At 32.3% G+C, this 13,122-nt stretch carries 11 protein-coding genes; 3 read left to right on the forward strand and 8 right to left on the reverse strand.

Features of this window, described 5'->3' with window-relative positions:
- Positions 1-145: 145 nt before the first annotated feature.
- Positions 146-1,027, forward strand: coding sequence for a cation diffusion facilitator family transporter (locus V9L04_RS10440; protein WP_338794047.1), 882 nt, complete (start codon positions 146-148; stop codon positions 1,025-1,027).
- A 100-nt stretch (positions 1,028-1,127) separates the two neighbouring features.
- Here V9L04_RS10440 and V9L04_RS10445 read toward each other — a convergent pair whose 3' ends face one another.
- From V9L04_RS10445 to V9L04_RS10465, 5 genes are all read right to left on the reverse strand, one after another.
- Positions 1,128-2,336, reverse strand: a complete 1,209-nt coding sequence (locus V9L04_RS10445; RefSeq protein ID WP_338794048.1) for an efflux RND transporter periplasmic adaptor subunit — start codon at positions 2,334-2,336, stop codon at positions 1,128-1,130.
- A 92-nt stretch (positions 2,337-2,428) separates the two neighbouring features.
- Positions 2,429-3,706: a TolC family protein gene (locus tag V9L04_RS10450; RefSeq protein ID WP_338794050.1), complete on the reverse strand. Its 1,278-nt coding sequence runs from the start codon at positions 3,704-3,706 to the stop codon at positions 2,429-2,431.
- A gap of 67 nt (positions 3,707-3,773) precedes the next feature.
- Positions 3,774-6,938, reverse strand: a complete 3,165-nt coding sequence (locus V9L04_RS10455) for a CusA/CzcA family heavy metal efflux RND transporter (protein WP_338794052.1) — start codon at positions 6,936-6,938, stop codon at positions 3,774-3,776.
- Positions 6,939-7,060: 122 nt separating this feature from the next.
- Positions 7,061-7,507 carry a hypothetical protein gene (locus V9L04_RS10460; protein ID WP_338794055.1) on the reverse strand — a complete coding sequence of 149 codons (447 nt, stop codon included), beginning with the start codon at positions 7,505-7,507 and terminating at the stop codon, positions 7,061-7,063.
- A gap of 192 nt (positions 7,508-7,699) precedes the next feature.
- Positions 7,700-8,629 (reverse strand): arginine deiminase-related protein, encoded by a 930-nt coding sequence (locus V9L04_RS10465; protein ID WP_338794056.1) that lies wholly within the window; start codon positions 8,627-8,629, stop codon positions 7,700-7,702.
- A gap of 98 nt (positions 8,630-8,727) precedes the next feature.
- Between V9L04_RS10465 and V9L04_RS10470 the strand changes: the two genes are divergently transcribed.
- On the forward strand, positions 8,728-9,345 hold the full coding sequence (locus V9L04_RS10470) for a Crp/Fnr family transcriptional regulator (RefSeq protein WP_338794057.1): 618 nt from the start codon (positions 8,728-8,730) through the stop codon (positions 9,343-9,345).
- A gap of 329 nt (positions 9,346-9,674) precedes the next feature.
- Positions 9,675-10,499 carry a sulfite exporter TauE/SafE family protein gene (locus V9L04_RS10475; protein ID WP_338794194.1) on the forward strand — a complete coding sequence of 275 codons (825 nt, stop codon included), beginning with the start codon at positions 9,675-9,677 and terminating at the stop codon, positions 10,497-10,499.
- Between the two features lie 40 nt (positions 10,500-10,539).
- On the opposite strand, the gene V9L04_RS10480 is transcribed toward V9L04_RS10475, so the two are convergent.
- The 3 genes from V9L04_RS10480 to V9L04_RS10490 form a co-directional block, all read right to left on the reverse strand.
- Positions 10,540-10,941: a calcium-binding protein gene (locus V9L04_RS10480; RefSeq protein WP_338794058.1), complete on the reverse strand. Its 402-nt coding sequence runs from the start codon at positions 10,939-10,941 to the stop codon at positions 10,540-10,542.
- A 123-nt stretch (positions 10,942-11,064) separates the two neighbouring features.
- Positions 11,065-12,366, reverse strand: a complete 1,302-nt coding sequence (locus V9L04_RS10485) for an amidohydrolase (RefSeq protein WP_338794060.1) — start codon at positions 12,364-12,366, stop codon at positions 11,065-11,067.
- A 78-nt stretch (positions 12,367-12,444) separates the two neighbouring features.
- Positions 12,445-13,035, reverse strand: a complete 591-nt coding sequence (locus V9L04_RS10490) for a Crp/Fnr family transcriptional regulator (protein ID WP_338794062.1) — start codon at positions 13,033-13,035, stop codon at positions 12,445-12,447.
- Positions 13,036-13,122: the final 87 nt, after the last annotated feature.

Below are 13,122 nucleotides of genomic sequence, written 5' to 3' on the forward strand. Positions count from 1 at the left end.
GCCATTTGATTTATCAAATTTGGTTACATTTTTAATGTGAGTGTAAACTTTCTTAAATATAAACAATACCAGAAAATAAAAGTTATAAAGTAAATTTCTAAACATTTTTTAAACTTTAAACTATACATTTTTCAAATTTACATTTATGGCACATTCTCATGATCATTCCAATTCTAATAAAAATCTAAAACTTGCTTTTTTTCTAAATGTTGGGTTTACCATTCTTGAACTTATAGGAGGCTATTATGTAAACAGTATAGCTATTATTTCTGATGCAATTCACGATTTAGGCGATAGTCTTTCTTTGGGAACAGCATGGTATTTGGATAACAAATCAAAACAAGAAGCAAACAAAGAATTTTCTTTTGGCTATGCTCGTTTCTCATTATTAGGAGCTTTAGTAAATAGTTTAGTATTAATTGGTGGTTCTATATATGTTATTTATGAAGCTATCGGTAGGATTTTGAAACCTGAACATTCAGATGCTAATGGAATGATAGTTTTTGCAATTATTGGAGTAGCTGTTAATGGATATGCTGCTTGGAAAATGAGTGGAGGTAAATCGCTTAATGAAAAAGTAGTTTCTTGGCATTTATTAGAAGATGTTTTGGGTTGGGTGGCTGTTTTGATTGTATCTATTATTCTTAAATTTAAGGATATTCATTATTTAGACCCTGCTCTTTCTTTACTTATTACGGCTTATATATTGTGGGGAGTTACTCAAAGACTCAAAGAAACACTCTATGTATTTTTACAAGGAGTTCCTAAAGAAATTGATTTGCCAAAAATTGAACAAGAATTAAGAAAAATTGAAACTATTGATTCTTTGCATCATACTCATATTTGGTCTTTGGAGGGAGAACACCACGTTTTTACTACTCACGTAAAACTAAAAAATATAGATTCTTTTGCTCAAATTATAGATACAAAAAGCAAAATTAAAGAGTACATTAAAGATTATGACTTTCAACATTTTACTATTGAAATAGAACTAGATGAAGAAACCTGCGAACTAGCAAAAGAATGAAATAAATTTTGAGATTTTTAGATAAAATTATCATAAAAAAATCGTTTAAGTAACTACTTAAACGATTTTTTGATTTTGTATTTATTATACTTGATTCAAATTAATGTCCATGTTCAGCCGTTTCAGCCGAAGAAGCATTCAAATAATAGGCTCCTTTACTCACAAAAAGAAGTTCAGAAATTGATTTTTGGATTGAATTATCTTTAATTAAAAACTGAAATTCATTTTCATTTTGAGTATATATTTCTACTTCAATTTTTTCAAATTCTATTCCTTTCTCATTTTTTTCTTTTTGAACAAATACAAAAAACTGTCCCCCCTCCTGTATTAAGGCATCTTTCGGTAAAGTAGGACGATTTTGTCCTTTACTTTCAATCGTTACTTTTCCTAATGTTCCATCTCTAAGTACAAATGAAAGTTTTTGCTTTATTTCTGCGTGAAGACTTACCGTTTTTGTAATAGGTTCAATAGTATTTGAAATAGAATAAACAACTGCTTCAACAGGTTTTGAATTGGGAGAATTGTAAGGAATAAAATTTACTTTTTGTCCTTGTTTAATGGCATCAATATCTTTTTCATAGACCAAAATTTCGATATGCAAATGCTCTTCGTTCAAAATTTCTACCATTGATTTATTTGCATCTATAAACTCCCCAAGCTGTCCGACAATATTGTGGGTCATTCCTGAAATAGGCGCAAGAACAGAAAAGGTAGAATGAATAGAGTTAGCAGAAAGTGACTTAGTAGATAAATTAATGAGATTTAGTTGAGCTTGTAAACTTGCTTTTTGAGCCTTTGCCATGTCTAATTCTGCTTGAGCTTGTTGTACAATTTTTTGAGTAGTGGCATCTTGACTTTGTAGATTTTTTTGGCGTTCCAAATCAGCTTCCAACATTATCAGACGAGCTGAAACAGTTAAATATTCTTGTTGCATCTTTAATGCTTCTGGGTTTTCAAGAATAGCAATTGTTTGTCCTTTTTTGACATAATCGCCTTCATGAATCATAATTTGTTTTATTTTTCCTCCTAAAACGCTCCCTACTAAAGCCTTGTTTTGTGGTGGCAAATGTATTGTTCCTGTTGCTTCAATTATTGTTGGAATTGATTTGAGAGAAGATTTATTTATTTCAATTCCTAATTTTTTGATTTGTTCGTCAGTAAAAAAAGGATGATTTTCTTCTGTTGTGGTTTCTTGGTTTGTTGCTGCTTTTTCAGTATGGTCGTGTGCATGTGTTGCCTCTTTTTCACAACTCCAAAAAAGAAGAATAAAACAAGCAAGCAAGGCTGAATATATGATTTTAGTTTTCATTTTTTTTATATTTATATTTTGCACCACAGACTTCCCAGTCTGTGAAGAGTATTTTATTTTTTGCACAGACTGGGAAGTCTGTGATACATTTTTTAATTATTGAGAAATTCCCACATCGCTAATGTGCTATTGAAATTTTCTTGCGTTTCAAGATAAGAAAGTGAAGTTTGCAGTGTCTGTTGTTGAATTTGAACAAGTTGCAAAACTGAAATTTCACCTTCTTTATATCTAATTTGAGCTAAATTAGCTAGTTCTTCGGCTTGTGGAATTTGATTTTTTTGATAGCTTTCCAAAATGCTTTGAAGGTTTTGTAATTTCATCAAAACTGCCTTTTTTTCTTCTGAAATCGCATTTTTTTGATAGGCTAATTCATTTTGAGCCTGTATTTCTTTGATTTTGGCAACTTGAATTTTTGAATTGTATTCTCTCCAAACCAAAGGCACAGAAAATCCTGCTTGAAAAGCATTATAAACACCAACTTCGCCATCAAAAGTTGGAGAAGAGTAACCCAAATGTAATTCTGGCATTGCTTTACTGCGTTCGACTGCAATTTGTCTTTGAGCTAGATTTGTTTGTGCTTCAAAGTAAGTAAGCATTGAATTGGAAGAATCAGAATTAGCTAAATTCAACATTGATTTATCTAAAGATTCAGAATTTACATTCTGACTAACATTTTCTAAAAAAAACAGTTCATTTTGAGCTAATTTTTGTAAATCATGAAAAGTCATTTTTAACTCGTTTTCATTAATAGATTTTTGTTGTAGCAGTTGTAAACGCTGATTTTGTGCTGTCAGAAGTTCCATTTTATTAGTTTGTCCTGCCTGTGTTTGTGCTTTTGTGATTCTCTCAACCGTTTTCCACAAACTATCTTGTTTTTGTAAAAGAGCATTTTTTTGAGAAAAAAAGACAAATTTGTAATACAACTGACTAATCTGATTTTTGAGTGCATTTTTTTGATACTTCAGATTTGCTTCTGCACTCATTTCTTGTGCTTGAAAGGCTTTTTTAGTTGCCGAAATTGAACCAATAGGATTAAAATTTTGAGTAATAGTAATCATTACATCCCGATTATAACTACTCTGAACATTTCCGTATTGAAGGGAAATATTCGTTTTGGGAACAGAAAAAGCTCCTTTTTGCTGACTAATTGCACTTTCAATGTCTAGTTTATTATTTTGTAATAAGCCATTGTTTGAAAAGGCAATTTCAATGATTTTATCTAAAGTAGATGTTTCTGAAATATTTTCTAAGGAATCCGTTTGTGAAAAAACAGGAAATTGAATCAGTAGAAAAAATAGAACTAGAAAGAGTTGTTGGTATCGTTTCACTAAAACACCAATAACGGCATTTATTATTTTTGATGGTTTCATTTTTTTGAGAATTTATGTATGTATTTACCTCAACGACGGCAAAGCCTCGTTGACGGTTGTGATAGAATTATTTACGTTTTTCCAAAAATCCATACAAAATAGGAAGAACAATAAGTGTCAAAACAGTTGCTGTTATAAGTCCACCAATCACAACAGTTGCAAGAGGTTTCTGAACTTCTGCACCTGCTGCTGTGGAAATTGCCATTGGTAAAAAGCCCAATGCAGCCGTTAGGGCAGTCATCAAAACAGGTCTTAAACGGTCTTTTGTGCCTTGAATGATTCGTGTTTTTATGCGTTCTTTTAATGATAAATCGTTTGTTGTTTCCTCCTTTTTCAAGTCATTAAAACGAGCTATCAATACAATTCCATTCAAAACAGCTACACCAAAAAGAGCAATAAAACCTACTCCAGCCGAAATACTGAACGGCATATCACGCAAGTACAACGCCCAAACACCACCAATGGCAGAAAGTGGAATGGCAGTAAAAATCAAAGTGGCTTGCTGAAACGAACCAAACGTAATAAAAAGAAGAGCAAAAATAAGAAGCAACGCCACAGGGACAGCAATTTGCAGACGAGCTTTTGCAGCTTGTAGGTTTTCAAATTGTCCTCCATACGTAACCAAATAACCAGTCGGTAATTTGATTTGAGTATCAATTTTTTCAGAAAGTTCATTCACTAATGATTCTACATCTCGTCCTCTGACATTGATTCCTACAGTAAGTTTTCGCTGTGTATTTTCTCTTGAAATCTGTGCTGCGCCTTCAATTCGCTTGATTTTGGCAACTGTATTTAATGGAATTTGTTGATTTGTAAGGTTTATAGTAGAAGGAATTGCAATGAAAAGATTTTCCAACGTCGAAGGGTCATTTCTATCTTTTTCAGACAAACGCACCACCAAATCAAAACGCTTTTCTCCTTCGTAAATCGTACCTGCATATCCACCTGCAAAAGCCGTTTCGACTAGCTTATTTGCTTCATCAATCGTAATTCCGTACTGTGCTAATTTTTGTCTATCGTACTCAACAACAAATTGAGGAAGTCCGACAATTTGCTCTACTCTTACATCTCCAACACCTTCTATATTTTCGGAAAGTACGCCTATTTGTTGTCCATATTTGAAAAGTGTATCCAAATTTTCCCCAAAAATACGAATGGCAATATCTGATTTATCGCCTGTAATAAGTTCATTAAAACGAAGTTGAATAGGCTGTGAAAACTCAAATTGTGCATGAGGTAAAATCTCTAAAGCCGTTTTCATTTTTTCTACTAATTCTTCTTGGTCTTGCGTTGTTGTCCATTCTGATTTTGGGTGTAATAAAATCATAATATCGCCTGTTTCGATAGACATTGGGTCGGTCGGAATTTCGGCAGTACCAATTTTTGAAACTACATCACGCACTTCATTAGGGAAGTTTTTTATCAAAATTTGTTCGGCTGCTGTAGTGGTTTTTATGCTTTCTTCCAAAGAGCTTCCTGCTGGAAGAGTGAGTTGCATTGCAAAATCGCCTTCTTCTAAAGTAGGAATAAATTCGCCTCCCATTTGTAAAAACATATACAAACTTACTCCAAAAACAAGTACAAAAACGGATACAATACTTTTCCCAAATTGCAACGCTTTTTCAAGAATAGGAATGTAAAAATTTTCGGCAGCTTGCATAATTGAATTTGAAATTCGTTCGGCAAAACTGTGTTTTTCCTTTATATTTTTAGATAAAAGCCACGCTGACATCATCGGCACATACGTCAAAGACAAAATAAATGCTCCTAAAATAGCAAAAATAACGGTTTCTGCCATCGGTTTAAACATTTTTCCCTCAACGCCTGTAAGTGCCAAAATTGGTAAATAAACCATCAAAATAATGATTTCTCCAAAGGCTGCCGATTGTCGGATTTGGAGAGAAGAATCCAAAACGGCATTATCCATTTGCTGCGCTGTCAGTTTCTGACCTTTATACTTTTTGTATAATTGATGGACAACATTTTCAACAATAATAACCGAACCATCTACAATCAAACCAAAATCAATCGCTCCCAAACTCATCAGATTTGCCGAAACTCCAAAAAGATTCATCATTCCAAAAGCAAACATCAATGCCAACGGAATTACAGAAGCGACAATAAAACCTGCTCTAAAATTGCCTAAAAGCAAAACCAAAACAAAAATTACAATCAATGCACCTTCTGATAAGTTTTTTGTAACCGTTGCAATGGCTCTTCCAATCAAGTCGGAACGCTCTAAATAAGGAACAATACTGACTCCTTCGGGCAATGCTTTTTGAACTAATTTTACACGCTCTTCGATGTTTTCAATGACTTCTGAAGAATTTGCACCTTTTAACATCAAGACAATTCCACCGACTGATTCGCCTGTTCCTGCTTGTGTCATTGCACCTAATCGTGGTGCATAGCCTTCTTTTACTTCGGCAATTTCTCCAATCAAAACAGGTTTTGAATTTCTGACTTTGATAGGAATTTGACGAATTTGTTCTAATGAATTTTCAGCATTAATCAATCCTTCCGTTCTTACATAATATCTATAATGCGTTTTTTCGATATAACTTCCTCCTCCATTGGCATTATTTGAAGCTAAAGCATCATAAATATCATTCAAAGTAATTCCCAAACCTTGCAGCGTGGCAGGATTTACAGAAACTTCATATTGTTTGAGATTTCCTCCAAAAGAACTCACTTCGACAATTCCTTCCACGCCAGCCATTTGCCTTTTTACAATCCAATCTTGAATAGTTCGTAGGTCAGTAATGGAATATTTATTTTTGAATTTTTCTTCTACTTTGAGTGTATATTGATACACCTCGCCCAACCCTGTTGTAATGGGCATTAAAGAAGGCGTTCCCAAATGAGAAGGAATTTCGGCAGAAATAGCCGTTAATTGTTCGCTAACAAGCTGACGAGCATTCAAAAGTTCAGTTTCTTCTTTGAAAACAATCGTAACCACTGAAAGACCATATTTTGAAACCGAACGCACCTCAACAACATTTGGCAAATTTGCCATAGAGAGTTCGACAGGCGTAGTGATAAAACGCTCCACTTCTTGAGGAGCTAAAGTAGGCGATTGCGTAACAATCTGAACTTGATTATTTGTAATATCAGGGACGGCATCTAAAGGCAAATTGAGGAGAGAATATGTTCCCCAGCCAATAAGAGCCAAAACTCCCATAAAGACAATGAATTTATTACGGATAGAAAATCCGATTAGGTTGTCTAACATAAAATTTTTGATTTGACCTCCCCCAGCCCCTCCGAAGGAGGGTAGGAATACGGTATAATGTATTAACTGATTCAAGCATCGACGCTTGAACTAGTAATTTCAAGAAAAAATAAATCGAAAGATTATGCTAAAACTGGGGGCGCACGAAGAGGAATATTCTTAAAAAGAATATCTTGTATAGTATGAGCAAAAAAACAAATGTATGTATTTTTGCTAGAAACTACTGCTTGTTTTGTGTGATTTTGAGCAGTAGAAAAATCTGTCAAAATAGCCTTAAAATTAGATTTTATATCTTGTTTGACTATTTTTTGAAGCTGAGTAGAAACAGAGTTACCTTCTTCTGTAAAATTATGCAAATGTTCTTCTCCAACGTTAGGAGAATATAGTAAAGCAAAAAAGTTTGAAGGTGTTGCTTTGTGTGTATGAATTGTATTTGATTTACAAACTACATGCTGATGATGACAGTGAGGCGTAAATGAATGTCCGACAAGCAAAAACAAACTCATGGTTATCCAAAAAAATGGAAAACGAGTTTTTATGTTTTGTGATATATTTGGAAAATTATTCATTTTTATTTTAAACCTCGTTGACGGCTTCATTTGAGTCTCAACGACGGTTCATTGTTTTGAACTTAACCGTCAACGAGGCTAAAGCCGTCGTTGAGTTTTTTTATACTTACTACAAAAGTGAGAAATTTGTTGTCATTTTTCCAAATAAACTTTCTTAAAAGGCTAATTTGGAAAGATTTTAATTTAAAAGAATTAAAAAACTTCACAAAGCATACAACGAACACTTCCACCACCATATTTTTCAATGGTAGGAATAGGACTAGAAATAATCTTACTTTCTTTTTGTAAAATATCTATCTGATTTTGAGAAAGAATTTTGTGAGCAGCTTCTGACATAACCCAAAATTTTTCATCTTTTGTATTTTTGACTTGCAACATATTGCCTGCAAAGTGATGTTTTTGTTCAAGACTTATTTCTAAAATGTTTTTTCCTGCTTCTTCTAGTTTTTGAATTAAATAAGCCCTTTCTACTTTATCTCTAATGGAATCTAGACACACAACAGCTATATTTTCACCTATTGACATCATTACGTTGGTGTGATAAATTAGTTTCCAACCTTCACTAGTTTCTTGTTCAGAATAAAAAAAGACAGATTCATAATCCATTTTTTCACAAAATAAATAAATTAAATCTTTATCTGTTCGCTGTGAAAGACAGGCATAAACCATTCGATTTTTTCTATCTAAAACAAGACTTCCTGTGCCTTCTAAGAAATTATTTTGATTCTCAAAGTTAGTCAAGTCTATAATTTCATCAATCTGAAAACCTAATTTCTGGGCTTCTTCAATGGCATCGTTTCTGCGTTCTTGTCTTCTGTTTTCTCCACACATAGGATATAAAATAGCCTTTTTATGTGTATCAGAATGAAAAGAAATCCAGTTATTTGGAAAAAGGGCATCTGGTGTAATGGGTTCTTTTCCATCTTTTCTTTGAGCAGGAAGTACAATCGTTTTTATGTCGTTTTTTTGGAGTTCTTTTACTAACAAATCAAATTCTTGTTTGGCAAGTTTTTGAGGGTCAATATTATCTGTTATTTTTTCTTGATAAAAATTTGTAGCAATCGTATCAGGATTTGCTGTAAAATGATTGGGTTCTATTAAAAGGAGTGTATCTGTAAGCATAGGTTTTCAATTAAGTATTTTCATATTTCAAACAAAGATAATAGGATTTGACTTTACTACTTGCAAAATAATAGTTGTCATTTATCAATTAAAAAATAATGCTTCAAACCTTCACAGAATTCAAAACTTCGCCAGAGCTTACTCAAAAACTTTACGATAATAGTATCATCAAAAACTATAAAGCAGGTGATGTTATTTTGGAAGAAGAATCTTCTATTCGTTCTATTCCAATTATTGCAAAGGGAAGTATTAGAGTTCTTCGAACAGAAGAAGATGGCAGAGAAATTTTCCTTTATTACATCAAATCTGGTGAAAGTTGTATTATGTCTTTTTTGGGTGGAATGCACAATGAAGCCAGTAAAGTGCGTGCAGAAGTAGAAGAAGATGCAGAGATTTTATTTTTGCCAATTGATAAAGTAATGCTCTTCATAAAAGAATATCCCGAATGGTTAGATTATATTTTTAGGTTGTACCACAAGCGTTTTGAAGAGCTTTTAGATGTCGTCAATGCAATGGCTTTTAAGAAAGTAGATGAACGTCTTTTACATCTTTTACAGAAAAAAATAGAACTGACAGGCTCAAAAACTATTTCTATTACTCACGAACAACTCGCCAACGAACTTGCTACAGCTAGAGTTGTCGTTTCAAGACTTTTGAAACAGCTTGAAAATAATGGAGTAGTAGAATTGGGTAGAAATAAAATTACGATTCTGTAACAAAAGTAGCTGATAAGTTATTTTAAAATCCTCATTTTTGTAAGAAAAAATATATTGTTAGAACAAGAATTAAATAAGTTACTATTTTTGATTTAATAATTAATTGAAAAATCGGTGGTGTTGTAAAAAGTATGATAAGTTATTTGGTTGTTGGTGTCGCTTCGCTAAAACACCAACAACGGCATTGTGGGCAATTTTTAGTTACATAATTTTGCTATTCTAAAACACTTTTAAAAAATCATACTTTGTGTAACACCAGCGAAAAATCAATATAATTTGAAATCGTAATTCGTAATTTTTAATTCGTAATTGTTACTTATTTTACAATGATGATAGAATTTATAGGTTATTTTGCTGCCATTTTTATTGGAATTTCACTTGGACTTATTGGAGGAGGTGGAAGTATTCTGACTGTTCCTGTTTTGGTTTATTTGTTTAGTATTGAGCCTGTTGTGGCGACGGCTTACTCGCTTTTTGTAGTTGGTCTGACGAGTAGTGTAGGTGCGTTTACGTATTTCAAACAAGGTTTGGTCAGAATGAAAACGGCTTTAGTTTTTGGGATTCCATCTATTTTTTCGGTTTTTTTGACTAGACAATATTTAGTTCCAGCTATTCCTAATGAGATTTTGAATGTAGGAAGTTTTGTTCTTACAAAAGGAATTTTCTTAATGGCTTTATTTGCCATTTTGATGATTTTGGCTTCTTATAAGATGATAAAATCAGGTTCTACATCTGTCGTTGGTGAGGACACCGACAATGACTTAGATTTAGACTCAGAAAAAAAATCGTTCAACTATCCAATGGTAATTTTACAAGGTTTGGTAGTTGGTCTTATTACAGGTCTTGTGGGTGCTGGAGGTGGATTTATTATTATTCCTGCTTTGGTTTTTCTGTTGGGTTTGGAAATGAAAGAAGCCATTGGTACTTCGCTTACTATTATTACACTCAATTCTTTCTTTGGTTTTTTGGTTTCTCAAAATCAAATGCAAACCGATTGGAAACTCCTTTTGATTCTTTCTACTATGTCTATTTTAGGGATTTTTGTAGGAATGGCACTTTCAAAACGCATCGACGGAGCAAAACTAAAACCTCTTTTTGGATGGTTTGTGCTGATAATGGGAAGTTATATTTTGATGAAGGAATTATTTTTTTGAAATGAGTCGTCGGTGGGGACACCGACAACGGTCTAGAGATTTATCTATTAGTAAACCAAACTACATAATCATATAAGGCTTGATTTTTTGGTGTGATAGTTACAGGTTCTACTTCGCATAATGGAAAATTAATAGTTTGACGATTAAATTTCCCAGCTCCTATTACACCATAATGCTCCTCACTATCTACAAAATCATTTAAAATAATTTCTGTTCCTGATTTCAATTCATCTCTAGAATATCCATTATAAATTACTTTACAAGGTAACTCTACATTATTTTCTAAATATTCTAGCCATATTTCTATCAATTCAAAATTATCTTCACATTCAGAAATTACAGATTCAATTCTTTTTTCTTGTTCTTCCAAATTTGTCAAATTTGAGTCTGTAATCTCTTTTTCCACTTTATTGTTATCTTCAGTTTGAATTTTCTTTTTCATTATTTTTTTAAGTTGTTTAATATTTAAAACAAATTTCCAATTTATAGAAATCGGATAATTTTGTTTTTTTGTCTTCAAGAATAGAAACTCATTCTCTAACCTCTTTTTGGGGAATAATGGCTTTTATTCTTTCAATCTTTCTATAATCATGGATGAAAAATAGTTTACTCCAGTTTTTATGCTGTTTTCGTCTGCTGCAAAGTTGGGTGAGTGAGGCATAGAAATCACACCATTTTTATAATCTGAAGCACCTATTAAAAAATAAACACTAGGAGCGTATTCTTGATAATAGGCAAAATCATCACTACGTCCATCTGGTATTACACCTTGTAATGAGATTGCACTTTGCTTTCCATAAATATCGCTAATACTATTGGTAACTAAAGGGGTTAATTTCTCATCGTTTAGAACAAGGGCTATTTCATAAGAATAGGCAATATCAACTAAATTTTTTGAGTAGTTAGACAGTAAGAATTTTTGCTTTAGACTTGATAAAACTGAATCTAATTTGTATTCATTACTAGCACTTAGATAAGCTTTTATCACAATTTCATTCTCTTTTTCTTCAATACGAAAATTTGAATTTACTGTAACATAGTCTTTAAAGATAGTTTTTGGATTTGCTAAACCTATCTCAGCATCCATTAAATTTCTAACATCCCAAAATTTACTATCAGTGGCAACATTTTGAAAACTAGATATTAGTTCTTTTGTGTAGTTAATTATTTCATCTTTGTCTTCTGTCTTTTTAAGAACAACTTTTAAATCTTTATAATCTGCAAACAAATTTCTACTTCTGGCAGCAATAACTCCTTGAGGCATAGGGGAAACGTGTAAGGCATATATTTCATCTGGATTGATAATATCAAATAAACCATCATCAATCATTGCCTTTGCACCTTTCCAATTTTCTTCTGAAGGTTGAAATACAAAATAAATAGTACCTGTAAGACTGTCTTTCAAATTTGTCAATACATTAGCAATCCCAAGACCTATGGTTGTGTGTATATCGTGTCCACAAATATGTCTTACCCCTTTATTTTTTGATGAAAACTCTACTACATCAGGAAATTCTGATGAGAGAGCATCAATGTCTGCTCGCCAAGCAATTCGTTTTCCTTTTTTATTTGTTTTGAGAATTCCAACGACTCCATATCCACCAATATTTGTATGAACTTCTAACCCAAGCGATTTTAAGTAATGTGCTATTTTTTGGGAAGTTCTTTTTTCTTGCTCAGCTAATTCGGGATAAGTATGCAAATCTCGGCGTACTTTGATTAGACTATCAAAAATTTTATCAGTGTGTTGTTGTACAGCTTTATGAATTGTGTGGTCAGTCTTTGAGTTTTGTCCGAATAAGGAAAACGAAAGAAAGATAAATTGTACTGATAATGCTATTGTAATAAGTTTATTATTTGAAATCATTTTTACGATATTTAGTTGGTTATTTCTTACAAAGATGCAGAATAACAATACTATCTACCTGACACATTTGTGACAAAATCATTTTTTGCTCATTTTATTTCTTATTCTACTCAAAGATTGTCTTTTAATACCTAAAAAAGAAGATAAATCTGTCAAACTCACTCTCTGCATAAGATCAGGATTTTCAGCTATAAATTTTAGATACCTTTCTTCTGCTGTATTGAATAAAAAACTCTCAACTCTATCACTCAAAACTGTCAAAACCATTTCTGCAATAAATCGCCCCTGCATTTCACTATTTTTAAATTTCTTATAACTTTCCTGAATCGTATTGTAAGGTAGTTTGATAATAATGCAAGGCTCTAAACATTGTAAAAAATACTTGGTAGGTTTCTGTCTGATAAAAGCTGGGTAGTCAGTAATATATTGATTTTCCTTGGTAAAACCTGTTGTTATTTCATTACCCTGTTCATTTATAAAATATCTGCGTATGAGTCCCTGACAAATAAAACCCATTTCTTTTTGAATTTCTCCACTTTCTAAAAAGAATTCTCCTTTATCTAATTTTTGTATTGTCAAATGGTTTTTAATGAAATTTTTCTCTTCAGAAGTTGAATGGCTAAGTTGTTCTAAATATAATGCGTAATATTTTTTGTTTTCTATGGTCATCTTAGACTAAAAACTAGAGATATATTTATTTTGATATTTTACATATAAAAACTCATTTATTAAAAATAAACTAAAACCTCTCTTTGG

The sequence above is a fragment of the Bernardetia sp. MNP-M8 genome, assembly GCF_037126285.1.
In the GTDB taxonomy this organism is placed as follows: domain Bacteria; phylum Bacteroidota; class Bacteroidia; order Cytophagales; family Bernardetiaceae; genus Bernardetia.

What these genes read in the sequence shown, in the direction of transcription:
- V9L04_RS10490 (WP_338794062.1), bottom strand. Translation starts at nt 13,035, where the DNA reads ATGACCATAGAAAACAAAAAATATTACGCATTATATTTAGAACAACTT.
- V9L04_RS10455 (WP_338794052.1), bottom strand. Translation starts at nt 6,938, where the DNA reads ATGTTAGACAACCTAATCGGATTTTCTATCCGTAATAAATTCATTGTC.
- V9L04_RS10485 (WP_338794060.1), bottom strand. Translation starts at nt 12,366, where the DNA reads ATGATTTCAAATAATAAACTTATTACAATAGCATTATCAGTACAATTT.
- V9L04_RS10460 (WP_338794055.1), bottom strand. Translation starts at nt 7,507, where the DNA reads ATGAATAATTTTCCAAATATATCACAAAACATAAAAACTCGTTTTCCA.
- V9L04_RS10445 (WP_338794048.1), bottom strand. Translation starts at nt 2,336, where the DNA reads ATGAAAACTAAAATCATATATTCAGCCTTGCTTGCTTGTTTTATTCTT.
- V9L04_RS10475 (WP_338794194.1), top strand. Translation starts at nt 9,675, where the DNA reads ATGATAGAATTTATAGGTTATTTTGCTGCCATTTTTATTGGAATTTCA.
- V9L04_RS10465 (WP_338794056.1), bottom strand. Translation starts at nt 8,629, where the DNA reads ATGCTTACAGATACACTCCTTTTAATAGAACCCAATCATTTTACAGCA.
- V9L04_RS10470 (WP_338794057.1), top strand. Translation starts at nt 8,728, where the DNA reads ATGCTTCAAACCTTCACAGAATTCAAAACTTCGCCAGAGCTTACTCAA.
- V9L04_RS10480 (WP_338794058.1), bottom strand. Translation starts at nt 10,941, where the DNA reads ATGAAAAAGAAAATTCAAACTGAAGATAACAATAAAGTGGAAAAAGAG.
- V9L04_RS10440 (WP_338794047.1), top strand. Translation starts at nt 146, where the DNA reads ATGGCACATTCTCATGATCATTCCAATTCTAATAAAAATCTAAAACTT.
- V9L04_RS10450 (WP_338794050.1), bottom strand. Translation starts at nt 3,706, where the DNA reads ATGAAACCATCAAAAATAATAAATGCCGTTATTGGTGTTTTAGTGAAA.